At 70.2% G+C, this 23422-nt stretch carries 20 protein-coding genes and 1 tRNA gene; 13 read left to right on the top strand and 8 right to left on the bottom strand.

What is annotated here, in order from left to right:
* The first annotated feature begins 104 nt into the window (after positions 1-104).
* The 5 genes from ACFXKZ_RS05670 to ACFXKZ_RS05690 are packed head-to-tail and all read left to right on the top strand — an operon-like array spanning position 105 to position 7156.
* Positions 105-1046 (top strand): AAA family ATPase, encoded by a 942-nt coding sequence (locus ACFXKZ_RS05670; protein ID WP_379996714.1) that lies wholly within the window; start codon positions 105-107, stop codon positions 1044-1046.
* Positions 1043-2044, top strand: a complete 1002-nt coding sequence (locus ACFXKZ_RS05675; protein WP_379996716.1) for a hypothetical protein — start codon at positions 1043-1045, stop codon at positions 2042-2044. Before ACFXKZ_RS05670 ends, ACFXKZ_RS05675 begins: the two co-directional genes overlap by 4 nt.
* On the top strand, positions 2041-4923 hold the full coding sequence (locus ACFXKZ_RS05680) for a hypothetical protein (RefSeq protein WP_379996718.1): 2883 nt from the start codon (positions 2041-2043) through the stop codon (positions 4921-4923). Before ACFXKZ_RS05675 ends, ACFXKZ_RS05680 begins: the two co-directional genes overlap by 4 nt.
* Positions 4920-6254 (top strand): TIR domain-containing protein, encoded by a 1335-nt coding sequence (locus ACFXKZ_RS05685; protein WP_379996720.1) that lies wholly within the window; start codon positions 4920-4922, stop codon positions 6252-6254. The genes ACFXKZ_RS05680 and ACFXKZ_RS05685 overlap by 4 nt, the downstream gene beginning before the upstream one ends.
* Positions 6251-7156 (top strand): DUF4231 domain-containing protein, encoded by a 906-nt coding sequence (locus ACFXKZ_RS05690; RefSeq protein ID WP_379996722.1) that lies wholly within the window; start codon positions 6251-6253, stop codon positions 7154-7156. The genes ACFXKZ_RS05685 and ACFXKZ_RS05690 overlap by 4 nt, the downstream gene beginning before the upstream one ends.
* A 54-nt stretch (positions 7157-7210) precedes the next feature.
* On the opposite strand, the gene ACFXKZ_RS05695 is transcribed toward ACFXKZ_RS05690, so the two are convergent.
* The 5 genes from ACFXKZ_RS05695 to ACFXKZ_RS05715 all read right to left on the bottom strand — a co-directional run bounded on the left by ACFXKZ_RS05695 (position 7211) and on the right by ACFXKZ_RS05715 (position 10930).
* Positions 7211-8326, bottom strand: a complete 1116-nt coding sequence (locus tag ACFXKZ_RS05695; protein WP_379996724.1) for a terpene cyclase — start codon at positions 8324-8326, stop codon at positions 7211-7213.
* Positions 8327-8494: 168 nt separating this feature from the next.
* Positions 8495-9628, bottom strand: a complete 1134-nt coding sequence (locus ACFXKZ_RS05700) for an FAD-dependent oxidoreductase (protein ID WP_379996726.1) — start codon at positions 9626-9628, stop codon at positions 8495-8497.
* Between the two features lie 128 nt (positions 9629-9756).
* Positions 9757-10107 (bottom strand): hypothetical protein, encoded by a 351-nt coding sequence (locus ACFXKZ_RS05705; RefSeq protein WP_379996728.1) that lies wholly within the window; start codon positions 10105-10107, stop codon positions 9757-9759.
* Positions 10104-10766 carry a hypothetical protein gene (locus ACFXKZ_RS05710; protein WP_379996730.1) on the bottom strand — a complete coding sequence of 221 codons (663 nt, stop codon included), beginning with the start codon at positions 10764-10766 and terminating at the stop codon, positions 10104-10106. Before ACFXKZ_RS05710 ends, ACFXKZ_RS05705 begins: the two co-directional genes overlap by 4 nt.
* Positions 10763-10930 (bottom strand): hypothetical protein, encoded by a 168-nt coding sequence (locus ACFXKZ_RS05715; protein WP_379996732.1) that lies wholly within the window; start codon positions 10928-10930, stop codon positions 10763-10765. Before ACFXKZ_RS05715 ends, ACFXKZ_RS05710 begins: the two co-directional genes overlap by 4 nt.
* 249 nt (positions 10931-11179) lie before the next feature.
* Here ACFXKZ_RS05715 and ACFXKZ_RS05720 point away from each other — a divergent pair.
* A tRNA-Leu gene (locus ACFXKZ_RS05720) sits at positions 11180-11263 on the top strand.
* A gap of 172 nt (positions 11264-11435) precedes the next feature.
* Here ACFXKZ_RS05720 and ACFXKZ_RS05725 read toward each other — a convergent pair.
* Positions 11436-12164: a TetR/AcrR family transcriptional regulator gene (locus tag ACFXKZ_RS05725; protein ID WP_126639629.1), complete on the bottom strand. Its 729-nt coding sequence runs from the start codon at positions 12162-12164 to the stop codon at positions 11436-11438.
* 433 nt (positions 12165-12597) lie between these two features.
* Between ACFXKZ_RS05725 and ACFXKZ_RS05730 the strand changes: the two genes are divergently transcribed.
* The 7 genes from ACFXKZ_RS05730 to ACFXKZ_RS05760 all read left to right on the top strand — a co-directional run bounded on the left by ACFXKZ_RS05730 (position 12598) and on the right by ACFXKZ_RS05760 (position 20242).
* The gene (locus ACFXKZ_RS05730) at positions 12598-14097 is read left to right on the top strand and encodes an MFS transporter (RefSeq protein ID WP_379996734.1); all 1500 of its coding nucleotides are present in this window, start codon (positions 12598-12600) and stop codon (positions 14095-14097) included.
* Between the two features lie 39 nt (positions 14098-14136).
* Entirely contained in the window at positions 14137-15144 is a 1008-nt protein-coding gene (locus ACFXKZ_RS05735; RefSeq protein ID WP_379996736.1) for an isopenicillin N synthase family dioxygenase, read from the top strand.
* 336 nt (positions 15145-15480) lie between these two features.
* Entirely contained in the window at positions 15481-16476 is a 996-nt protein-coding gene (locus ACFXKZ_RS05740; protein ID WP_379996738.1) for an isopenicillin N synthase family dioxygenase, read from the top strand.
* A gap of 91 nt (positions 16477-16567) precedes the next feature.
* On the top strand, positions 16568-17332 hold the full coding sequence (locus ACFXKZ_RS05745) for a class I SAM-dependent methyltransferase (RefSeq protein WP_379996740.1): 765 nt from the start codon (positions 16568-16570) through the stop codon (positions 17330-17332).
* A 70-nt stretch (positions 17333-17402) separates the two neighbouring features.
* Positions 17403-18131: an NAD(P)-dependent oxidoreductase gene (locus tag ACFXKZ_RS05750; RefSeq protein WP_379996742.1), complete on the top strand. Its 729-nt coding sequence runs from the start codon at positions 17403-17405 to the stop codon at positions 18129-18131.
* Between the two features lie 160 nt (positions 18132-18291).
* Positions 18292-19047: a transposase gene (locus ACFXKZ_RS05755; protein WP_379996744.1), complete on the top strand. Its 756-nt coding sequence runs from the start codon at positions 18292-18294 to the stop codon at positions 19045-19047.
* A 283-nt stretch (positions 19048-19330) separates the two neighbouring features.
* A complete protein-coding gene (locus ACFXKZ_RS05760) occupies positions 19331-20242 on the top strand; it encodes a hypothetical protein (RefSeq protein WP_379996746.1) in 912 nt (303 codons plus the stop codon).
* A gap of 110 nt (positions 20243-20352) precedes the next feature.
* Here the strand turns inward: ACFXKZ_RS05760 and ACFXKZ_RS05765 are convergent, their stop codons facing one another.
* Both ACFXKZ_RS05765 and ACFXKZ_RS05770 read right to left on the bottom strand, forming a co-directional pair.
* Positions 20353-21831 carry an FAD-dependent monooxygenase gene (locus ACFXKZ_RS05765; RefSeq protein ID WP_379996748.1) on the bottom strand — a complete coding sequence of 493 codons (1479 nt, stop codon included), beginning with the start codon at positions 21829-21831 and terminating at the stop codon, positions 20353-20355.
* Entirely contained in the window at positions 21828-23414 is a 1587-nt protein-coding gene (locus ACFXKZ_RS05770) for a class I adenylate-forming enzyme family protein (protein ID WP_379996750.1), read from the bottom strand. Before ACFXKZ_RS05770 ends, ACFXKZ_RS05765 begins: the two co-directional genes overlap by 4 nt.
* Positions 23415-23422: the final 8 nt, after the last annotated feature.

Consider the following 23422-nt stretch of genomic DNA (forward strand, 5'->3'; position numbering starts at 1 on the left):
ATGGGGGCGAACCGGTGACCGATCCCGGATCGAATCGGGCCCGGACGGGCCCGCTTGTGCCGGAATCCCCACCCGGGCGCGGGGCCGGGCGGCACACTGGACAGGTGCCCACAGCCATGGCGTTCGACCCCTCTCGCGAGCTTCCTCCCGCGCCCGGCCCGGAGTTCGCGGGCGCCGGCGCCGTACCGGACGACGGGGTATACGTGTTCGACGACGAGCGGATCGTGCTCGCCGTGAACGTCGCGCTCGCGACCCGGCGACCGCTCCTGGTCTTCGGGCCGCCCGGGTCCGGCAAGTCCACGCTGGCGCCGATCGTCGCCCGGCATCTCGGCCGGTTGTGCCACACCGAGGTGATCACCGCGCGGACCGAACCCGAGGACCTGTTCTGGCGCTTCGACGCGCTGCGCCGGCTCAACGACGCACAGACCCGCGAGGTCGCGCCCACGATCGGCGCCTACTGCGCGTCCGGGGTGTTGTGGAAGGCGTTCGATCCGTACCGGACCCCGCCGGCGCGGGACGGGAAGCCGGCGACGATGCCCGGGGCCGGCCGGGACACCGGGTCCGCGCCCGGGTCCGTGGTGCTGATCGACGAGATCGACAAGGCCGATCCCGACCTGCCGAACAGCCTGCTCGTACCGCTCGACACGCTGAGCTTCCCCGGACCGGACGGCGAGGAGGTGACCGCACTTCCGGGTGTCGAGCCGCTGGTGGTGATCACCAGCAACAACGAACGGGAGTTGCCCGCGCCCTTCGTCCGCCGCTGCATCGTGCTGTCGCTGGAAGCTCCGGACAAGGAGCACCTGTTGAAGGTGGCCCGCGGCCATCTCGGCGCCGGCTACGACGAGTCGACGGCGGATCGGGTGGCGGAGCACCTGCTGAAGGTCGCCGCCGAGTCCGAGTGGGCCGCGGGGCCCAGCACCGCCGAGTTCCTGGACACCCTCCGCGCCTGCCACGAACTCGGCGTCGAGCCCGGGAGCCGCACCTGGGACCTGGTCCTGGAGGTCGCCCTGGACAAGGGCCGAGGGAGTGCGAGGCTGCGCGGGTGAGTACCGCACGGGGGCGGATCCATCTGGGCGACCTGGTCCGGGCGATCGTCGCGCTCGACGTGAGCGACGCGGACACGGCGGCCGAGATCGCCCGCATGCTCGGCATCGCCGGCGACGCGGACGCGCCGGAGTCGCCGGCCGGCCTCGACGAGGCGCTGCCGGCCGACGAGCCGGCCGAGCCGCCGGCTCCGGGGGAGGTCGTCGCGATGCCGGTGTTGCCCGACGCCGGTTGCTCGCTGTTGGTGTTGCGCGGCCCCCAGGCGTCGAGCGAGGCGACCGAAGAACCGGCCGAGTCGTCGGAAGCGCCGGTAGAGGAGCAGGCCGGCGAGGTGGATCGCCTGCTCGAAGCGGGCACGGACGATCGCGCCGGCTCTCCGGAGCCGCCGTGGGTGGGCCGTTGGGCGCCGGGTGTGATGTTCGCGGTCGGCTCGACGGATGTGGTCGGTCGTTCCGTGGATGAGCGGGCCCTCGTCCGGCGTGTGGCGGCTCGATCCTTCCTGCGTGAACTTCCCCGGCGGGCCCGGCCGACCACCCGTCTGGGTGTGCAGCTCCTCCTGGACGCGGGCGAGTCCATGACGCCGTTCCGGGCCGATCAGCGCTGGTTGCGCGAGTTGGCCGGCGGCGTGGTCGGCCGGGACCGGGTCGAGGTGCTGCGCTTTTGGGGCACACCCGCGCGGGGGGTGCGGTGGGTCGGGCGGCGCGAACGGGCGGCGTACCGGCCGCCGGCGGCGGGTACGCCCGTGGTGCTGATCTCGGACCTGGGGTTGCGCCGGTTGCCGTTCAGCGGGGACGCGGCGGCGGGCCCCGGCGAGTGGGGGGACTGGATCGACGCGGTGCGCCGGGCCGGTTGCCCGGTGGTCTGTGTGACGCCGTACCCGGCGCGGGCACATCCGTGGTCGTTGCGGCAGCGGGTGTCGCTGGTGCCGCTGGACCGGCGAACCTCGATTCGCGTGGCCCGACGGGAGACCCGTCGGGTGCGGGGGGAGGTGCGGCGGTGACGGCGGGCTGGGACCGGCCCGATCCGGCGCGGGACGAGTGGGCGGACGCCGTCGACGGGCTTTTGGATGCCGCGGAGTTGCTGCGCACCGTGGCCGAGCGTCAACCGGCGTTGCCGCTGCTGGCCCAGGTGTTGTGTCTGGCGTCCCATGCCGCACCGGCGTTCGTACGACGTGCCCGGATCGAGTTCGTCCCGAACAGCACGGCGAGCCTGGAGGCGGATCTGTGGTTCTCCCCGCTCGTCGAGTCGGCCGACGCGAACGCTCTGGTCCTGGCACCGGACGTCGCGGCCGTGCTGCGGACCCGGCTGGCGCTCGACCGCCGGCGATGGGCGCGCGTGCTTCGGCTCACGGAGCACATGCAGCAGCAGGCCCCCGAACTGGTGCGGCGGTACACCAGGTTGGCGGTGGCGGAGGCGATGGGCGCCGAACCCCGGGACGTCGAACCGGACCTGACCGCCTTTCGGTTCGCACTGATCCCGGACGGCACGACGGGCGACGACCTCGCCCGCTGGCTCGTGCACTTCCTGCCGAGGCTGCCGGGGGTCTTCGCAACCAGCGCACTCGCCCGGACGTTGGTCGACTCGGCGGCGGCGCGGTTGCACGTCGAGCCGCCGACGAGTGCGGGCACGCCGGCGAGTTTCGGTGCGGCGGTGCGCCGAGGGGTGCGGCTGGGGGTGCGGTTCGAGGACGACGGGCTCACGCTGAGTCGACCGCCGAAGGCCGGTGATCGGGTGCTCGAAGTACCTGGTGGGCAACGGGTGCGGGTGGAACTGGCCCCGCCCGGGGAGCGGGATTCCGGCGGATACGCGGTGGAGTTGGGGGCGAGTGAGTCGAAGCACGTGCCGATCGTGGTATTCGCGGACCTGGCGGCGGGTCGGGCCGGGCCCAAGCCCCCGACCGAGCGGCGGCTGTTGCGTACCCAGACGGTATTCGGGGCCACGGCGGCGCTGGCGGACAGGAACCTGCGGGCGGCACTGCGGCCGACGGAGGGCGGGACGGAGCTGCTGCGCTCCTTCCGTGGTGAGCCGTGGTCGACCGAGCGGCTGGAGGAGAGCGCCGAGTTGTCCGACCTGGACGGCACTTCGGGAATCGTGCTGCTCAGGGCGGGCGCCGAGGTGATCGTGGTGGAGCAGACTTTGCTTGCCGAGCCTCGTCGACTGCTTGCGGGCGGCATCCGGGAGGTGGCGATCGTGGGCTTTCGGGTGATCGTCGTGAGCGAGCGCGGGGTCTGGGCAACCCCGGTCGGAGCACGCTCCGACCGGATGATGCAGCTGTCCCGGACCGCCGAGGCCGGCACCCGGATCCAGGCCGCGTACGGGCACGAGGATGTCCTGATCGCATCCGCCGGCGGTGAGGTGGAGATCGTTCACCTCTCCACGGGAGCACGGACCAGGCTCGACTCGCGCTTCGAGCCACGGCCGATCACCGCGATCTCCCGCGGCGCGCCGGGCCGCGCGTTGGTCTTGGCCCAGACCGGCCCGCGGCTCGTGCGCGTGCCCGGTTCCGGGCCTGCCCAGACTGTCGAAGGCGAAGCCCTTCGGGCCGACCTCACCTCGCTCGCGATCGTCGGCGACACGTCGCTGGCGGTGGACTGCGATGGACGATTGTTGCGGTGGGACGGAGACCTGCCGAACGACCCGCCCGACGAAGTGCCGCTGCCGTTCCGACCGATGAGCGTATCGCCGGGGGATTATTCGACGTTCACCATCGTCGGCCGGGGCGGTCCGGTCGAACTCCGCACCGGGGACGGCCGATCCGTCCTGGTCACCCCACGGCGCAGGGACGAGCCGGAGACCGATCGGGCGGCGGACACCCTCATCGCGACGATGCCCCTCGGCCCGGGAGGCGCCGACTTCGCCCGGATCCGTGGCTACGGGATCGGTTGTGTGTGTCTGCCGTTCCGGGCCGAGCCGACCGCCGCCGCCGATGGCGTGCCCGACGCCGAGGCGTGGGCGTGGATGCGCGCGGCAGGCGCGGCGGGACTGCGGGTGCTGGTGGACGTGCCCACCGAGCATGTGGCGCGCGTCCGGGGAGAGATCGACGCGGCGAATGTGCTGCGGTATTGCCGCGCACTGATGCGTGCGGGCGCCGTCGGTATCCGAATCGTGCAGTCGCGGTACTGGTGGAGTGAGGTGGAGCGGGGTGAGCCGCCGGTGGCGAGGGCGAGCGAACTGCTGGGCATCTTCCGCGCTCCGGTAGACGAGTACCCGAGGCGGATCCTCGTGCTCGACCACGACCTGCCGCACGATCCCACCAGGTGGAACGAGAACGACGGATACCCGCCTGCGATGACCAGGAGCCCACCGCCACAGGGCGGTCGGGCGCTACGGGTCGCTCAGGCGTCGTTGGTCCTGGACCCCTCGGAGGAGCACGTCCGCATGCGCTCCATCGCGCCCTACGAAGGCCCGTTGGGCCGAAGCGTGTCCCTGTCCGCCCTGACCGAGGACGCCGCGCCGCTCACCTGGGCGTGCGCGTCGATCCTGCTCGCCCGGCCCGGACTTCGCGCCGTCGCCACGCTGCCGCCCGGCCCGACGAACGCCCGGCTGGCCGCGATGTTGCGCGTGCACCGCCACGAGCCGGCGCTCGCCCGCGGCACGGCGACGCGATTGCCCTCCCTGTACGAGGACGTCGTCGTGCTCCTGCGCCGTCACGAGGACGAGTTCGTGCTGTGCGCGGCCAACCTCGGCGACACGCGCCGTGCCGTCGCGCTGACCACGCCCGGCACGCCGCAGGGCACCCTGGTGGACCTCCTGGACGCGGAGACGCCGCGAACTCTGGGCATCCGTACGGGATCGCCCACGATGCTCACCCTGAACCCGTACGAATACCGCTGGTTCCGCCTGCTCGGCCCCGACGAGCTGTATGCGAGCGGCCCGTGACCATCCGGCACTTTCCCGATCCGCACGGCGCGTCGCCGCCGCGGCCCCGGATCTTCGTCAGCCACAGCACCCGTGCCAAGCCCGACGCGGTCTGCTGCCGCTGCCTGGACGCGCGTGAGGCGCTGGTCGCGCAGTTGGCGGCCGAGGGCTTCGAGGCCGTGTACGACAAGGACTTCCTGCGCAGCGGCGACGTCTGGCAGCAGGAGATCGCCCTGGAGTTGCACCGCAGTCAGGCCACCGTGCTGCTGCTGTCGCGACACGCGATGGAGTCGGCCAACGTCGGCTACGAGGCCGGCATCGCGGACGGCCGGCGGCGGGTCGATGCCCGATACCGGTTCATCGCACTGAAGTTGCCGGATGTACGGCGCGCGGACCTGCCCACGAGTGCGCTCAAGGCGATCCACCTCGGTGAGGTGGACATGTGCGACTGGGCCGACGACGAGATCACCGGAGGTCGCCTGCCCGCCAAGTTGCGCGCCGACCTCGACCAGATCATGCTGTGGCACCTCGACCGTTCCTCGCCCACGCGATACGCGGTCACCTCCGCCCTGGACGGTGCCTACGAAGACCGACTGCGGGCCGCGGCAGACGTGTTGGAGGTGTGCGGCCCGCTGGACCGCGAGGTACTGCGCGAGCGGCTGAGCGAGGCGCTGCTGACCGAGCGTGTCCCGGTTCCGCCGCCGCGACCGGACCCGCTGGTACGGGCGTTGGGCGAGGTGTTGCCCGTGCTGCGGTCGGATCCCGCGTACACGGTGGCCGAGTTGAGTGTGGTGTACGCGCGGGTTCCGGCGCTCGCCGCCGCGCAGTTGGGCGAGTTGGGGGCCTGCGCGGACGGACGGGTCGCGGTGCTGGCGGCGACCCGGGACGGTACCTTGCGGGCCTACCTGCTCCGCGCCAGCGGTCGCCCGCGTCCGTGGCCGCACCTGGAGGTCACGGTGCCTGCCGGGGCGCGGATGGCGGCGGACCTGGTCGCCGCGATCCGGGACGCGGTGGCCGGGTATCTGGGCTACGACGGTTACGACGACCCCGAGTTGGCCGGTGAGTCCGGGTTCCGCGACGTGCTCGACGCGCACGCACTGGAGACCGGGCCGATCGTGGTGGTCATCCGGCACCTGCCGGACGTGGCGCTGGTGCGCGAGTTGCGGGCGTGCTTCCCTCGCCTGCTGCTGCTGTTCGTCACCGACCGGGCCGGCACCGGTGTGGCGGTCGAGGCGATCGAGCTGGCACCGCTATCCACGTCCGGCGAAAAGGAGTTGAAGCGTACGCACGGCCGCGCGATGCAGCTGGCCGGGCGTGCGGAGGCACCGAACCCGCCCTGGAGGCCCGCGTGACCGGTGGTACGGATCCGGTGCTCGAACAGACCTGGCGCGCACAACGACGGTGGTCGCTCGCGGCTTCGACGGCCAAGAACTCGGTGCGGCGCTGGCGCCTGGTCCGGTTGATCCTGGGTGTGACGGGCGCGGTCCTGGTGACGGCCGGCACCCAGGCGTCCGGTGACCTCGGCACGGTGTTGTCGCTGATCGGCGCGCTGTGTGTGGGGCTGGTGCCGCTGGTGACGTCGCTGCGCCTGCAACCGGAGCGGATCGAGGCGTGGACCCGGACGAGGTCGGTCAGCGAGGCGCTCAAAAGCGAGGTTTACCTGTATCTGACGGCGAGCCGGCCCTACGCGGGCACCGAGGCCGAGCGCCGGACGACGCTGACCGCGCGGCGCGCAGTCCTCGAGGACGCCGCCGCCGAACTGCTCGCGCTGCTACCGCAGCCGGTGCCGGGGGCGTACCCGCTGCCGCCGCCCGTGCACGACGTGGACAGCTACGTGCGGGAGCGGATCGACGACCAGGCGGACGGCTACTACGGCACGCAGGTGATCCGCATGCGGCGCGGGCTGGTCCGGATCCAGTTCGCCGAGTTCGTGTTGGCGATCACCGGCATGGCCCTCGCGGTGGTGGCGGGCACGAGCGGCGGCGCCGGGGCGGGGGCGTGGGTGCCCGTGGTGACCACCGTGTCGGCGTCGGTGATGTTGTACGGGTACGGCATGCGGTATCAGGAGAACCTGATCTCGTTCGCCCGCACGGCCGAGCAGTTGCGGCGGTTGCGCGACGATCGTCTCGCCCGGATGCCGCTGGATCCGGCCGAGGAGGGCCGGTTCGTGGAGCGGTGCGAGAACGTCTTCTCGATCGAGACGCAGGGGTGGATGGCCCGGGCGGCGAGCGCGGATCCGGGACCGGCGCAGTGACCCGGGCGGGTGGTGCGGGCAACCGGCCCGGCGGTGACGGCTGGTGACGGAGCGTCAGGCGGTTCGACTACGGAGCGGAGCGGTTGTCGGGTCGGCGGACTCCTCGGCACGGCCGTGCATCGGCTCGTCCGCTACGACGTCCGGCACGGTGTACGGGCCCGAGTGCAGGCCCCAGTCGTAGTAGCCGCGGATCCAGTTGCGCATGCCCTCGACGCTCATCTCCACCGCGATGCGATCGGCGGTGCCCAGGCCGAGTTCGCCGCAGATCTGCGGCATGTACGCCTGGAGCGTCATGAACGTGTCGAGTTGTTCGTAGGTCATCCGGGTCGCCTCGCGTAGCGCGACGTCGTACGAGCAGTCGAGCCGATCGCGCAGCACCGCGACGAGGTTGTGCGAGGCGACCCGGCGGCCCCGACGGCCCGGCGACTGGATGTCGTTGATGTACGCGATGGTGTCGGTCGCCGCCTCGCGCAGCCGGCGCATCAGCGGATGTGCCTGGATCTGCGCGGGCACCTCGAAGCGGCGGCTGCGCTCGATCGCGTCGAGCGAGTGCGGGATGCCGGCGGTGTTGCGGCGCATCACCCGGTAGGAGTCGAGGTCGGGCACCGCGCGGGACTCGCTCATCCGCATCTCGGACGCGTGCGCGGCCAGGAATCTGGCCCAATTCGCCGCGAATCGGTTCTGCCAGGTCACCGAGGTGCCCTCGGACATCGACGCCCACACCTCGGACCAGGCCAGCGTGATCGGGGAGACCAGGTCGGGTGGGGTGCCGGGTTCGCGGAACGGGATGGTGATCAGCTCGCGGGCGATCTCCGCGACGCGGTCCGGGCGTTCGGGGGAGCGGGGGCGCAGGGCGGCGGCGCCGTCCGGGCTCGACTTGGCGTCGGTGCGCGAATATGCCTCGGTGCCGGGGCCGGTGTCGCAGTCGTCGTCGAACAGGAAGGCCAGCGCGAACCAGTTCATCAACAGGAACTGATCGTCGGCGGACGCGTACGGGTAGGTGCGGCCGACCGCTTCCGGCAGATCCCACGCGATGTATTCGCGCATGCCGTCCTCGGTGCGGATCAGCCCGCGTTCGCGGACCCAGTCGAGGTGGCGGCTTCGGGCGTGGTCCAGGTACGGACTGATCGGGGCCTCGAACGGTATCGAGAACAGCACATCCTGCGGCACCTGGTCTCCCACCGGTTGCGTGATCATTGTTATGCCGCATCGGCGTCGCCGGTGCAAGATCCTTTGTGTGTGCGGAGGGTGACGTCGACGGGAGCTTCGACACGTACGGTGATACGTGTACGGGCACCTGTGCCGGCACGTGCCCCGGGCTCGCGGACCGGCTCCGGGTCAGGCCGCGATGTGAGCTTTGCTCTCGGTGGAGAGCAGTGCCTTCAGGTCGTGTACGGCGGCCCGGCCGGCCCGGTTGGCGCCGATCGTGCTCGCCGAAGGACCGTACCCCACAAGGTGGATGCGCGGGTCGCGCGCGGTGTGGGTGCTCTCCATCCGGATGCCGCCGCCCGGCTCGCGCAGGTCCAGCGGCGCCAAGTGCCGCAGTACCGCCCGGAATCCGGTCGCCCACACGATCGCGTCGGCGCGGATCTCGGTGCCGTCGGCCCAGGCCACGCCGAGTGGGGTGACGTGGTCGAAGATCGGCAGTCGGGTCAGCACCCCGTGCTCGCGCGCGGCCCGCACGGCGGCGGTCGGCGGCAGCCCGGTGACGCTCACCACGCTCTCCGGCGGCAGCCCCGCCCGGACCCGCTCCTCCACCCGGGCCACCACGGCCCGGCCGACCTCGGCGTCGAAGTCGCCCTCGCGGAACACCGGCGGCCGTCGGGTCACCCACGTGGTGGTGCCGACCTCGGCGATCTCGGCGAGCGCGTGGATCGCCGACGTGCCGCCGCCGACCACGACCACATGCTGCCCGGCGAACTCGGTCGGGCCGCGATAGTCGGCCATGTGCAGTTGCCGGCCCCGGAACTCGCCGGCTCCCGGGTAGTAGGGGATGAACGGATGCCGCCAGGTCCCGGTGGCGTTGATCAGGGCCCGCGCCGTCCAGACGCCGTGATCGGTCTCGACCGTCAGCACCTCGGCGGGGGAGGCGCCGACGTCGAGGGAGCCACGGGCCACGCCGGCGGACGCCGTTTCACCGCCCCCGGCCGCCGCCTCGCCGCCCGCCCCCGACCGCACCGCGCGCACCACCACCGGCCGTACGACCGCGAGTTCGAAAGCCGCCTCGTACGCCGCGAAATACTCCGGCAGCGCCTGGAACGCGGGCCGGGTCGGGTCGATGTCCGGCACCGCCATCCCCGGCAGCTCGTGGATGCCGTGTACGGCCTCCATCCGCAGGGTCGGCCAGCGGTGCCGCCACGCCCCGCCCGGCCCCTCGTCGGCGTCGAGCACCACGAACGACAGCCCCGACCGACGCAGATGGTAGGCCGCGGCGAGACCGGCCTGTCCGGCGCCGATCACCACGACGTCCACCGCCGCGCGGTCCGTCCCGGCCGAAGCCCCGCCCGCGGGCCGGGGAGCCGCCCCAGCCGATGTCCTCGTCGCGTTCACCGTCTCGGTCACACGAGCGAGAACAGACGGGCCGGGTGGTTGCTTCCCGATCAGCCCGTGGCGTCGACCACGACCACGATCCCGATCACCTGGCCGGCCACGGTCACCAGGCCCAGCCACCGCCGCACCGCGCGCGGCGTCCATCCCGGCAGCGCCATCGACAGGGCGGCCATAAGCAGCGCGAGCAGACTCGTGCCGAACGCCACCAGCGAGCCGTCGGCCGGACCGACGGTCGGCTCCCGGCAGCCCCAACGCTCCATGCAGTCGTTCGTGGCGTTCCAGTAGCCGGCGAGCACGACGGTGCAGTCGACCACGACCAGGACCACCGTGCCGAGGAACAGCGCCCAGCCCACGAGCAGCGCGCGCAGGCCGGGGTCGGGCGCCTCCTCGGGCCCGGTCACTCGGGATCCGCCCCGAGCAGCCGGCCGAGTTGTTCCTGGCAGCGGTCGAGTCGGGCCTGGAGCAGGGTGACCTCGGCGACCAGCTGCGGGACGAGGTCGTCTCCGCCGCGCGGTACATAGGGGCTCGCGTCGGCGGCCACCGGCACGTCGGCCAGGCGCGCGTACGAGCCGAACGACATACCCACCCGCCCGACCGCGCACGCGGTACAGCTGCCGACCAAGCCGCGTCGGCCCACCACCCCGGTACCGGCGTCGACGAGGAGTTCGGCCGGATTGCCGCACCGGCACGCGCCCACCCACACCGAGGTGACCCGTTGCCGGCCGGACCGGAAGCCGCGCTCGTACCGGATGTAGCGGCCGAGCACGTCCACCCGCAGCAGCGCCGCGTGCCGATACTCGGTGACGCACATCAGGGCGCGCGCCTCCGCCCGGTCCGCGAGGCTGTAGAACCCGCAGTCGCAGCGCGGCGCCGGTGGGGCGTGCCGCCGTCCGTACGCGCAGTGCGCCTCGGCGTCGACCTCGTACGCCCGGCTCCGCCCGATCGACACCCCGGCGAAAGCGGCCCGATCACCGTCCACCGACAGCAGCAGCCCGGCGACCTTGTACCCCACGGGCGCGACGCCCGGCCGCTCCTCGGGCAGCCGCCGCCGGCCGATCATCGCCCGCCGGCCGCCGACGGCACCTCGGCCGGCGGCGCCGAGAGGGTGCGTTCGCCGCGCTCCCGCCCGTCCCCGGACCCGGTCGCCGCCGCGCCGACGACCCCCTTGTCCCGTCGTGTCCGCTCCACGACCTCACCCGTCGCCATCGGCCTGCCGAGCTGCATGGGGTTCCCCTCCCGGGATGGATACCGCCCACCGACACCGCCGGAGACCCACCCGACGGCAGCGCTGTGCACGCTTCCCAGGAATGTTCACCCGCCGCGCCCACACCCACACCCACACCCCACGACCCGATCGACACAAACCACCCATCGGATCCGGCCAAACCAACCAACAGGTAACCGTGTCGCAAAGCTCTCCCGAACCTTGCTATCCTTGCCATGCACGCGGGGCGCAACCCCCGCGCACCACTCGTCCGGGTGGCGGAATTGGCAGACGCGCTAGCTTGAGGTGCTAGTGCCCGAAAGGGCTTGGGGGTTCAAGTCCCCCCTCGGACACCGAGGAACATCGGCGAACTTCATTGCCCACAGGTTGTACATGACACGTGCGGATCGAGACTTGTCTCGGTCCGCACGTGTCGTATGCCCAGGGGCGGGGCGAGGGGTGCCGTTCGAGTGGGGGGCTCTGGTGCGGCGCGGGCGGCCGGGGGGACGGGCCGGCCGGTCGCGGTCAGGAGTCGACGTGGGTTGCCATTCCGTCGAGCAGGAATTCGAGGCCGACGGCGAAACTGTGGTCCCAGTCGGTGTCGGCGATGTAGTTGTGGGCGGCGACGGTCGGATAGCAGTCGCGTTGGCTTTCCAGGTATTCCTGGCCGATCCGGGTCTCCTCCGGTGAAAGCTGGAGGCTGGATTGGGTGGCGGTCGCGCCCATCACATGGTTATAGAGTGCCCAGGTCGCCGGGTTCAGTCGATTCTCGGCCAGCCCGGCACGGAGCAGTGCCGATTGCAGGAATTCCATCCAGGTCAGGAAATTCGGGCCTATCAGCGGGCGCTGCCGCGAGGGCACCGTGGCTGCCCACGGGTGGCGCAACATCGCCTGGCGCCAATCGTTGATCAGTGCCGCGATATCGTCCCGGGGGCTCGCGGTGTGCCCGGTCGGGACCGGTGCCTCGCCGAAGATCGCGTCCACGGCCAGGTCGATGACGTCGTCCTTCGTCGCCACGTGCCAGTAGAGCGTGGTCGCGCCCACCTGAAGCTTTTCGGCCAGCCGACGCATCGTCAGCCGTTCCATTCCCTCTTCGTCCAACAGGGCGACGGCCGCCTGAATGATGCGGGCCCGGGTGAGTGGTGGCTCACCGCTTTTGTTTCCGCGTGAGGGGCGCAGCCAGACATTGCCTACGCTCCGGCCGGCGTGGCTACCCGAATTCTGCTCTTTATCTACGATGACCTTCACCTCCATATTCACGTGGCCGCCTCGATAAAGGTGCGCACAACGTATCACTGCGGGTCGTGCCTGCTTCCGCTCCGCTGTCGTGCATTCCGGGGTCGAGGCCCCGGGAAACGGAAGCCGAAGCCCCGATTCGCGCGGGCGCGGGCCCGGGTGTGGTGCCGGTCGGGTCCGACCGCGCACCGCCTCTCCATGGTGACGGCCCGCCACCGGCGAGGACGAACCGGCTCCCCCACGAAGGGGTGACCCGCGCCGCCGCCTGGTCGATTCGAAATTTGGCGCTGGTGGTGAACCACCTTGATTTAAAAGGCAGTTGGTGCCTTCGGACGGCTCCGCGCGGGCTGTCGGGCGCGCGGATTCGGAGCGTTACCGCGCGTCGGGCTGTAGTACGCTCGTCGACTACTAGACCAATGTTCGAGTACCTAGACCGAAGTGCGAGTTGGTTGTGACGGACATTCAGCAGGAAGCCTTCGAGTCCCCAGCGCAGTCGAACAAGCGATGGTGGACCCTCCCGGTAATCAGCCTGGCCACGTTGATGATCGTTTTGGACGCGACGATCGTGAACATCGCGCTTCCTTCGGCACAGCAGGACCTGGGCATGTCGGACGCCAACCGACACTGGGTGATCACGGCGTACGCGCTGGCCTTCGGCGGCTTACTGCTCGTCGGCGGACGTGTGTGTGGCGTACTCGGCCACCGCAGGTCGTTCGCGATCGGCCTGCTCGGCTTCGCGGTCGCCTCCACCGTCGGCGGCCTCGCCGAGAACGTGGGCACCCTGGTCGGGGCACGCGCCGCCCAGGGGCTGTTCGCCGCACTGCTCGCCCCGGCGGCGCTCTCGCTGTTGACCCTGACGTTCACCGACGCGGTCGAGCGCGGCAAGGCCTTCGGCGTGTTCGCCGCGGTCGGCGCGGGCGGCGCCGCCCTCGGCGTGGTGGCCGGCGGTCTGCTCACCGAATACGCCGACTGGCGCTGGTGCCTCTACATCAACATCCCGATGTGCCTGATCGCGCTGGCCGGCGTCCCGCTGATCCTGCGCGACGAACCCAGCGGCAGCCTGCGCACGATCGATGTGCCCGGCGTACTGCTGAGCACCAGCGGTCTGGTTGCGATGGTCTACGCGTTCACCCAGGCCGAGCCGCGCGGCTGGGACGACCCGCTGGTCCTGCTCCTGCTGTTCGGCGGCATCGTGCTGTTGGCCCTGTTCGTGGGCGTGCAGACGAAGTCGAAGAACCCGCTGATGCCCCTGCACATCGTCCTGCACAAGGTGCGCGGCGCGGCCTTCGTGTCGGTGTGGGTGATGTTCATTTCGATCTACGGCTTCTACCTGTTCATGAGCTACTACTCGCAGACGATTCTCGGGTATTCGCCGGTGAAGACCGGCATGTCGCTGCTCGTGAACGCGGTCAGCACGATCATCGGCTCCATGCTGATCGCCGCGAAGCTGCACAATCGGGTCGCCCCGCGATTCCTGATCGTCTTCAGCCTGCTCTCCGCCGCGGCCGGGTTGTTGATCCTCACCCAGCTCGAAGCGGACAGCTCGCACGTGTTCATGGCGTACCTGGTTCCCGCGCAGATCCTCACCGGGATCGGCCTCGGCTGCCTGCTCGCGGTGGCCACGAACCTGGCCATGGTCGACGTCGGTTGGCACGAGGCGGGAATCGCGTCCGCGGCGTACAACGCGGTCCAGCAGGTGGGCGCCGCGCTCGGTACGGCCCTGTTCAACTCGATTCAGACCAGTGTCACCTCGTCCTACCTGGACGACCACGGAAACGGTAAGGCCGCGGTGAAGTCCGGGATCGTGCACGGATATTCGGTGGCGCTCTGGGTGGCCTTCGGTGTGCTCGCCGTCGGCGCGCTCGCCGTCGGGTTGATCTCCCGCGGCAGGCAGACGGCGCCGAGCCCGCAACCGGAGACGGCGGTCCCGAGCGTCGAAGTGGGTTCCTGAGGAATACCGAGAGAGCAGCGGCTGGGAAGGAGATTGGTCATGGACTGTGATCGGTCACCGGTCACCGTGGTGGACGGCTACGTGCCGCTCATCGACTTGTCTTCGAGGGACAGCGCCCGGGGGCGCGCCGCGATCGCCGACGCCATCGGCGGAGCGTGCGAGGATTCCGGGTTCTTCATCATCGTCAACCACCGTGTCCCGGCGAATCTCGTCGACCGCATGTACACGGCGACCAACGGCTTCTTCACGTTGCCGGACGAGAAGAAGAACCTGGTGGCCAATCGCCCCGGCGTATCCGGCTTCCGCCGGATGGGCGGCACGACCGCGCGCAGCATCGGTCGAACGTCGCCTCCGGACCTGTGCGAAGCCTTCTCCGCGCACACCACGGGCGAGTTGGGCGACGAGGAGCGTCGTCGGCTCGGCGATCAGTGGGCGACCTGGACGCTGGCCAACATCTGGCCCGAGGAACCCGCCGACTTCAAGCCGGTCTGGCAGGAGTACATGGCGGTGATAGGGGAGCTGTCCGCGGACCTCATGCGGCTGTTCGCCCTGGCCCTCGGGTTGGCCGAGGACTTCTTCGAGGACAAGTTCGACCACCACGGCTCGTCGGTCACGGTCAACTACTACCCGCCGCAACTGGAACCGCCGCTGCCGGGTCAGCTGCGCCGGGGTCCGCACACGGACTTCGGCGGGCTGACCGTGCTCTACCAGGAGGACGAACGCGGCGGCCTCCAGGTGCTCCAGGGCGGGACGAGGTGGCGTGACGTCCCGGCGATCCCGGGCACGTTCGTCGTCAACATCGGCGACTTGATGGCCCTGTGGACCGGCGGGCGGTGGGTGTCGACGATGCACCGGGTGGTCAACCCCGCGCGCGGGGACACCTCGTCCCGACTGACCATCCCGTTCTTCTACATGCCCAACCACGACGCGCCGATCGAGCCGATGCGTCCCTTCCGGGAGACGCGCGCCATCGACCGATACGACACGGTGACGGCCGGGCAGTGGATGTCACGAAAAATACAGAAGTTGTTCGCTACCGACGCGTAGCGCATAGGAGGGGCCCATTCCTTCCAGCGGCCGATCCGCCGATGAACCGCCTCCCTCGCGGGGGTTGTTCATCGCGCGGATCGGCCATCTGTCGTTGGCTTTTCGCGAAATCGAGCGCGAAATTCGGCCGGGTCCGGATGAGTTGACAGATTTTGCTGCCGGACATGGCCGGCACCGGCGACCCCGCCTAGTGTCAAAGCGTGGCGCCGATCGCGGCCGAGTGTTCGGGAAAGTCGGCGAAACATCATGGAAACGTCAAGGATTCACCGCGTCGGAGTCATCGAAGTCAAAGACTCACAGAGGCGGAGAGTCACAGAGTCGGAGAGGAAGTATCCCGTGGGTAGTGACGAGTCGACCGTCACCGTGGCCGACGGTTTCGTGCCGGTCATCGACCTATCGTCCAGGGACACGGCTCGCGGGCGGGCAGCCATCGCCAAGGCGATCGGCAATGCGTGTTCGAGTTCCGGGTTCTTCATCATCGTGGGTCACGGGGTGCCCCGGGAACTCATCGACCGCATGTTCGACCGAACCAATTCCTTCTTCAAACTCCCGGAGGAGGAGAAGGACCTCATCGCGAATCGCCCCGGGGTCTCCGGATATCGCCGCGCCGGCGGCACCCTCGCCCGCAGCCTGGATCTACAGACCCCGCCGGACCTGTGCGAGACCTTCGCCGCGCATGTCACCGGCGAGTTGAGCGACCAGGAACGCGGGCAACTCGGCGACGAGTGGGCGAGTTGGACCCACAAGAACATCTGGCCGAAGAATCCGCCGGACTTCCGGTCCACCTGGCAGGAATACATGCGGGTGGTCGGGGATCTGTGTGCGGATCTCATGCGACTGATGGCCCTGGCCCTGGAATTGGACGAGGACTTCTTCGAGGACAAGCACGACCACCACGGTTCGTCGGTCGCGGTCAACTATTACCCGCCGCAAATCGAGCCGCCGTTGCCGGGACAGTTGCGCCGGGGTCCGCACACCGACTTCGGCAGCGTCACCGTCCTGCACATGGAGGACGACCGCAAGGGACTCCAGGTGCTCCAGGGCACCGAATGGCGCGATGTCTCCGCCATTCCCGGGAGTTTCGTGGTGAACCTCGGCGACCTGATGGCCCTGTGGACCGGTGGCCGCTGGGTGTCGACGATGCACCGGGTGGTCAATCCGGAGCCTGGGGACACCACTTCCCGGCTGACCATGCCGTATTTCTACCTGCCCAATTACGACGCCTCGATCGAGCCCATGCAGCCGTTCTCCGAATCGTCCGCGGTGGATCGTTTCGACACCGTGACGGTGAGCGAATGGGTGTCCCGGAAGGTCCAGAAGATCTTCTCCTGATGTCCTCCGCGCCATGGAGGTCGGGGGTCCGACTTCGGTCGGTTCACCGTGCTGTGCCCAAGAACCGTGCTGTTCCCAAGAAAGGTCAAGGATGATGCAGAAGACCGTCCACCTCGACAGGATCAGCGAGCAGTACCAGGCCTCGAGCACCCAGTACGACAGCGTGAAGAACCTTCCTTACGCCTTCGTCGAACGGGAGACACTGCTCGGGGGCCTTCCCGATCTGACCGGGAAGTCGGTGCTGGACGTCGCCTGCGGCACCGGCTACTACTCGCGCCTGTTCAAGCGTCTGGGCGCCGAGCACGTAGTCGGTGTGGACATCGAGAAGAGCATGATCGACTGTGCCCGGGAGGTCGAGGAGAAGGACCCGCTGGGCATCACGTTCGACGTCTGGGACGCCGCGCAGCTGCCCGTGCTCGGCGAGTTCGACGTCGTCGCGCCGATCTGGGCGTTCGTGCACGCCAAGGACGTCGAGGAGTACTACGAGATGGTTCTGCGCTGCACCCGGAACCTCAAGTCCGGCGGCACCATGGTGGCGCTGTGCTCCAACCCGGACATCGACATCGAGAAGATGTCGGTCTACCCGCGTTACGGCCTGTCCATCACCCCGAAGGAAAAGCACGGGGACCTCCAGGTCATCCACATTCAGATGGATGTCGAACCGCCGGTCGGCTTCGACGGATTCTTCTGGCCCGCGGGTATCACCGAGGAGGCCATGGCCCGAGCCGGTCTGGTCGACATCCGGCGCCGGCCGAATCTGGCCCCGGGACACGTCGCGGGCGTGTCGACGAAGGGCTACTGGGCGGACTTCGTGGCGAACCCGCCGTTCGGTCTGTTCACCGCCACCAAGCCGTAGTCCGCCGGCGTCCGCCGGAAATCCACAAAAGTCGGAGCCGCGCCCACCCTGCCGAGATGGAGAAAAGCCTATGAAGATCGCTGTATTCGGAGCGAATAGTTCGACCGGACGACGCCTCTCCGAACTGGCGATCGCCGATGGTCACGAGCTGACCGCCGTCGTCCGCCGGCCCGACAGTTTTCCGCTGAGCGACCCGCTTTTGCGGACGGTCGGCGCGGACGTATTCGACAAGGACGCGGTCGAGCAGGCGGTGATCGGGCAGGACGCGATCATTTCCATCCTGGGAATACCCTATGGGCGAGAGCCCGTCACGGTGCTTTCCCGGGGGCTCACCAATATCACCGACGCGATGTCCGCGCACGGCGTCAAGCGGTTGGCCTGTGTGAGTTCTCGACTGCTTGCGGTCAGCTCTCCTTCGTCGGCCGGGGAAAAGCCGCTCCAGGAGTCCTTCCTCTATCGGCGGATGATCTATCCGACGCTGACCAGGATCGGTCGCACGCTCTACGCGGACATGCTTCGCATGGAGCAGATCGTGCGCGCGACCGATCTGGACTGGACGATCATCCGGCCGTCGGCGCTCTACAACACGGACACGCTCACCGATTACCACTTCGCCGCGCCGGAGACGCCGGGTCTGTATACCTCGCGCATCGACCTGGCGCATTCCCTCCTGCGCGAGGTGACCGAGAACGAGCATGTCCGAACGGTCACCGCTGTGTTCACCACAAAGGGTGTTCCGACCTTTCGTGACGTGCTCGTGAAGGAAGTTATGCGGATCGGTTCCTGGGGCAGCAAGTAGCCACGGGAGCAGGCCCGTAGACGGGAGATGACGGCACCATCCGAAATGGATGGTGCCGTCATCTACCTATATGTGACATCGTCTCCGAAAATCACCCCCGGATCCCAAAGCACCTCCGAACGGGCCGAGTTGCGTCCGCGGCGGCGGGCTTGTGTCTCATATGGGGTCACCTGTCCGGTGGTGCGCCCGCCCCGTGGTGGTGGGTGATGCGCTGTCGGGGCGGTTGGTGTCGGATCGTCTGTGGGAGTTGGTGGTTCCGTTGTTGCCCGGGTTCGGGGTGCGGCGGCAGGGGGGTGGTCGGGCGCCGGTGGAGGAGCGCGCGGTGTTCACGGCGGTGGTGTTCGTGCTGACCAGTGGGTGTGCGTGGCGGCAGTTGCCGGCGTGTTTCGGGGTGGCGTCGCCGACGGCTCATCGTCGGTTCATGGTGTGGACGAACGCGGGGGTGTGGCCGCGGCTGCACCGGGCGGTACTCGACCACCCGCACTCACGCGAGGGAATCACGCGGTGCGAGGCGGTCGTTCCGGTCGCCGGCCCAACCGGGGCACCCGGATCCGGACCGGCGGGATCCGGCCGTTCATCTCAGAGCGAGAATGAGCCGGCGGCCCCCTCGACACCCCCACGCCGGCCCCGCTGGGTGACGTTCGCGAACCGCGCCGTCCACCCCGGTCGAGCGCTCCGGCCCGCCGCGCACCGGCCCCCGAGGAGCCGACTCCCATGCAGGTCAGGGGTATCGACGGGACCCGAGGCGGTGGGCGGCGGCCCCACCCGGGCAGCCCGCCTCGACGGATCCGGGCGCCTGCGGCGTTGGCCCGCCGAGCCGATCTTCGCGACTCTCCGCAGGGGGCGCGGCCCCCCGTCGGCCGCCGGTCGGCCGGCTGAACCATATAAGACGCGGAAGCGCGCTGTGGCGTTTTGATGCCACAGGTGTGACAATCTTGATCCATATCATGGCGGCATCCGGCCGCACACTCAAAGGAGCGTTTCAAGGGGGAGATGCACCGATGGGGAAAGATTCTCGACTCGCAATATCTCTGGAAATCCTGCAGTGGACTCCGGAGCGTTTGGCCCGAGAAATCAATCGACGGTACGGGGATGGCACCGTCAGCCTCAAGGCGCCGTACGGTTGGATCAAGGGAGCATATCCGCGGGGGCGGGTACCCGGCTTCGTGGCGACGATTTTATCGGAGAGTCTCGGCCGCGTGGTCGAAATCCGCCATATCTGGCCGCAGCGTTTTCCCGAGGCGGAATCGACGGGAAACGACAGCGACCTCCGACTGAGCCCGCCGTGGTCCGAGGAGCACGTCGACCGCATCCTCCGTCCGCTCGTCGAGCAGGACGACGAGGAACAACTGCAGGCGCCCTTCCTGGTGCCCGGCGCGGGCCTGGTCCTGCTCGCCGTGGACTGGCTGACCGCCGAGAGCAGACCGGCTTCCGCCCGGACGGAGGGCGCCGAGCTGGACCCCGAGATGATCGACATGCTCTTCGGCCGGATCGCCCGGCTGCGCCGCCTCGGCGACGCGCAGAACTGCGCCCTCGTGCTGAACTGGGTGGTGCACGAGCTGCGGTGGGCCCGACACCTGACCACAAACGCGTCCTTCGACGCACCGACCGCCAGGCGGCTGTACGGGGCCATCGCCGAACTGGCGCAACTCGCGGGCTGGTTGGCCGCGGATCACGGCAAGCGGGCGCAGGGCCAGCAATATCTGCTCGCCGGTCTGCGTGCGTCCAGCCTCGCGGGCGACCCGAACCTGGGCGCGTACATCCTGTCCTGTCTGAGCTATCACCTCATGCGCGGCGGCAACGGCCTGGACGCGCTGCGGCTGATCCGGCTCGCCGACGCCGGGGCCGACGCCTCGGCGCCGACCGTGCTGCGCTCGTTGCTGGCCTCGCACGAGGCGCGCGCGCACGCCCAGTTGGGCGACGAGGCGGCCTGTAGACGGTTGTCGGCGAAGGCCGCCGCGCTGTTCGACGCGTCCGGGGCGGAAACGGATCCGCCATGGGCCGTCGGACCCAAGCGACACCTGGCCGCCGGCGCGGGGCGCGCGCAGTTGGCGCAACGACGGAACAAGGCGCCCTACGTGTATCCCGCACAAAAGCGCGTCTCGGCCTGACCCGTGCGCTCGGCGGCTCCCCGGGCCCGCCGGCGCCGGGCACGGCCGCGGCCGCGGCGGGGTCACAGGCATTACATGCATGCCTCACCGGCAGCACATGAACACGTGGATCACGAGGACTTCGGCGACTCCGTGGTGCCCGCCGCGCTTCGCGGGGACGCGGGTGAGCCGGCGGCCCGGCTTCGGTGCGACCGGGCCGGCGTTACCGGTTGCGGGTCCTCGGCCGGTGCGAGCCAGCCGCCGAGGGTGTAGGTACCGGCACTTCGCGCGGACGACGCGGGTGAGCCGACGGCCGCGTTTTCGGACGACCGGGGTGGTGTCCTCGACGTCGGCGTTTCGGTCGGGTCCAGCCGACCTCCGAGGGTGTAGGCGGAGCTCTCCTCGGGGTCCGGGATCGCCGGGGTGACGGACGGCGAGCCGGCGAACTCCCGTGTGCCGTGCAGCCACGCGACGAAGTCGTACAGCTCGCCCGGCGACATCGCGGACAGCGCCTTGTTGCGGGCCTCCGCCGCCGCGTCCGCGGCGTGCCACAGCGCGATGCTGTCCCGGGCCAGCCGATGCACCCGTGCGGTGCGCTCCCGGCGGACGGCGTTGTACCGGCCCAGCCGGGCCGCGAACCACCCTGCCGGGCAGTCCAACAGCTCACCCAGGACCACGGCGTCCTCGAGGGCCATACAGGCGCCCTGGGCCGCGTAGTGGAGCATCGGGTGGGCCGCGTCGCCGAGCAGGGCGACCCGTCCGTCCGTCCAACCGTCCACCGGTTCCCGGTCGACCAGCACCCACGCCTTCCAGTCGGCGCCCAGTTCGAGCAACCGCCGGGCGCTCTCGCAGAGCGCACCGAACTCGCCGAGCACCTCGGACGCCGGCACCGACACCCCCGAGAAGGTCTCGGCGGGCGCGTTCTCCGCGCTGGGCGCCAGGTTGAGAAAGCGCCCGCCGGCGATCGGGTAGTGCACGAAGTGCCGCCCGGGTCCGGCCCACCACGTCACCGACATGTGGCGCAGGTGCGTCGGCACCCGCTCCATCGGCACGATCGAGCGGTACACGGTGATGCCGGAGTTGCGCGGCGCGCCGTCGCCGACCAACTGCGCGCGGACCGCGGAGTGCAGCCCGTCGGCGCCGACCAGCGCGTCGGCGCCCAGGCTCGCCCCGTCGGCGAGCAACACCCGCACCGTGTCCGGCTCGTGCGCGTAGCCGACCACCGCGTGCGCGGCCCGCAGGTCGATCCGCGCGTGGCTTCGGCAGGCGTCGAGCAGCAGCCGGTACAACTCCCCCCGGTGCACCACCACATAGGCGTTGCGGAAGCGGTCGCGGTAGTGCCGGTCCAGCGGCATGGCCACCACGTGTTCCCCGGTGACCCCGTCCATGAAGCGCAGTTCGCCCACGGGGACGGCGATCCGGCCGACCGCCTCGGCCAGGCCGAGGCGGTCGAGCGCGTGCATACCGTTGGGGGCGAGCTGGATGCCGGCGCCCAACTCGGTGAATTGGGCGTTGCGTTCGCACACCACGATGTCGTGGCCGCGGGCGGCGAGGGCGAGCGCCGAGGCGAGGCCGCCGATGCCGCCGCCGGCGACGGCGATCGTACTCACGCCGGTTCCCCCATCTGCGACCCGCCGGAGGTGCCGTCGAGCAGTCGGATCAGCTCCAGGCGCTTGATCTTGGTGGTGGCCGTCTGCGGCAGGTCGGCTTTGCGCCACTGCGTCGGCTCGGCCATCCGCGGCAGATCGGCCACCGCGGCGCGCCAGGCGGCGTGGTCCAGCGGCCGGTCGTCCTTGGTGCACACCACCGGTCGGGGCGGGCCCTCCGGCATGGGCACGATGACCACCTCGGCCAACTCGTCGAGCCGGGTGAACAGTCGGTCCTCCACGTCCAGCGTGCTGCCGAAGCCGGGGATCTCGTCCACCTCCCGATCCATCAGGTGCAGACAGCCCCACCGGGTGCGGTAGCCGAGGTCGCCCATCCGCCACCACTCCCGATCGGCCTGCTTGTGGAACCGCTCCTGCTCGCCCAGGTAGGTGTGGATGCGACCGTCGCTGCTGATCTCGATGAACCCGGGTGAGGTCGGCGAGGGCGGATTGCCGTCGCGGCTGATCACCCGGACTCCGGTCATCCCGGGGAAGGGGATGCCCACACACCGTCCGTCGGCTTCCGCCGAGCGGTTGCGCCCGTAGGAGCGCGCCACGCTGGGGCCGACCTCGCTCTGTCCGTAGATCTGTCCGAACTTCGGCGCGCGGCGGCGGGACGCGCCGATCAGGGTGCGCACCGTGCGCGGGTGCAGCGCGTCGAAGGTGCTGCTGAAGAACTTGACGTTGGACAGCGGCGCGCGCGGGTCGTCCGCGAGCCGTTCCCAACTGAGGTAGGTGTTCGGGTGCGCCTCCAGTACGGCCGGCCGCCAGCGCGCGAACAACGTCGCGGCGTGTTCCGGGTCCGGGTTCGCCAACACCGCCACCGGGAAGCCGCGAAGCAGCGAGATGGCCAGCGCGGTGAACAGCCGGGAGTGCACGAACGAGACGTGCATGGCCACCGTTTCGCGCCTGCGCATCAACGTCGTCGCCAATGCCTGCGGCCGGTAGCGGGCCTCCAGGCTGTAGCCGGTGTGCACGGCCAGCTTCGGGATCCCGGTGGTGCCCGAGGTGTGCGTCACCAGCGTCGGGTGCTCCGGCGGCATCCACAGCGCCGGGACGTGCGGGGCCGCGGCGGGCTCGGCCAGGCTCGTCGCGCGCGGGTGTTCGCCCGCGGCCAGCAGGACCCGGTCGGCGTGGGTGAACACCGCGTCGGGGAGCGCGGATTCGAGCTTGGCGGCGTCGGTGATCAGCACCGGCCGCTCGACCCGGTCGAGCAGCGCGGTCACCGTCTCGCCGTCCAGGTACGGGGACAGCAGCACCGGCACGGCACCGATCCGCGCGGCCGCGACGGCCAGCAGGGTGATGTCGAACGCGTTGCTCTTGTACACCACCACGTGGTCGCCGGGCCGCACCCGCGCGCGCCACAACCGGGTGCCGAGGTCGCTCACCAGTTCGGCGGCGTCCGCGATGGTCATGCTGCGGCCGCGTTCCGGGGCGATGTCCAGGTCGTGGTCGAGCATCAGGACGTTCGACGGGTATTTGGCGGCGGCCCGGTCGAACAGCGTGCCCAGGCGTATGCCGCGATTACCTATGCGCTGCAGAAGCATGTGTCATT

Origin of the sequence: Embleya sp. NPDC059237, from assembly GCF_042754105.1 — a bacterium.
Taxonomy (GTDB): domain Bacteria; phylum Actinomycetota; class Actinomycetes; order Streptomycetales; family Streptomycetaceae; genus Embleya.

What these genes read in the sequence shown, in the direction of transcription:
- ACFXKZ_RS05710 (WP_379996730.1), bottom strand. Translation starts at nt 10,766, where the DNA reads ATGATCGGCCGGCGGCGGCTGCCCGAGGAGCGGCCGGGCGTCGCGCCC.
- ACFXKZ_RS05715 (WP_379996732.1), bottom strand. Translation starts at nt 10,930, where the DNA reads ATGCAGCTCGGCAGGCCGATGGCGACGGGTGAGGTCGTGGAGCGGACA.
- ACFXKZ_RS05725 (WP_126639629.1), bottom strand. Translation starts at nt 12,164, where the DNA reads ATGGAGGTGAAGGTCATCGTAGATAAAGAGCAGAATTCGGGTAGCCAC.
- ACFXKZ_RS05735 (WP_379996736.1), top strand. Translation starts at nt 14,137, where the DNA reads ATGGACTGTGATCGGTCACCGGTCACCGTGGTGGACGGCTACGTGCCG.
- ACFXKZ_RS05745 (WP_379996740.1), top strand. Translation starts at nt 16,568, where the DNA reads ATGATGCAGAAGACCGTCCACCTCGACAGGATCAGCGAGCAGTACCAG.
- ACFXKZ_RS05750 (WP_379996742.1), top strand. Translation starts at nt 17,403, where the DNA reads ATGAAGATCGCTGTATTCGGAGCGAATAGTTCGACCGGACGACGCCTC.
- ACFXKZ_RS05755 (WP_379996744.1), top strand. Translation starts at nt 18,292, where the DNA reads ATGGGGTCACCTGTCCGGTGGTGCGCCCGCCCCGTGGTGGTGGGTGAT.
- ACFXKZ_RS05770 (WP_379996750.1), bottom strand. Translation starts at nt 23,414, where the DNA reads ATGCTTCTGCAGCGCATAGGTAATCGCGGCATACGCCTGGGCACGCTG.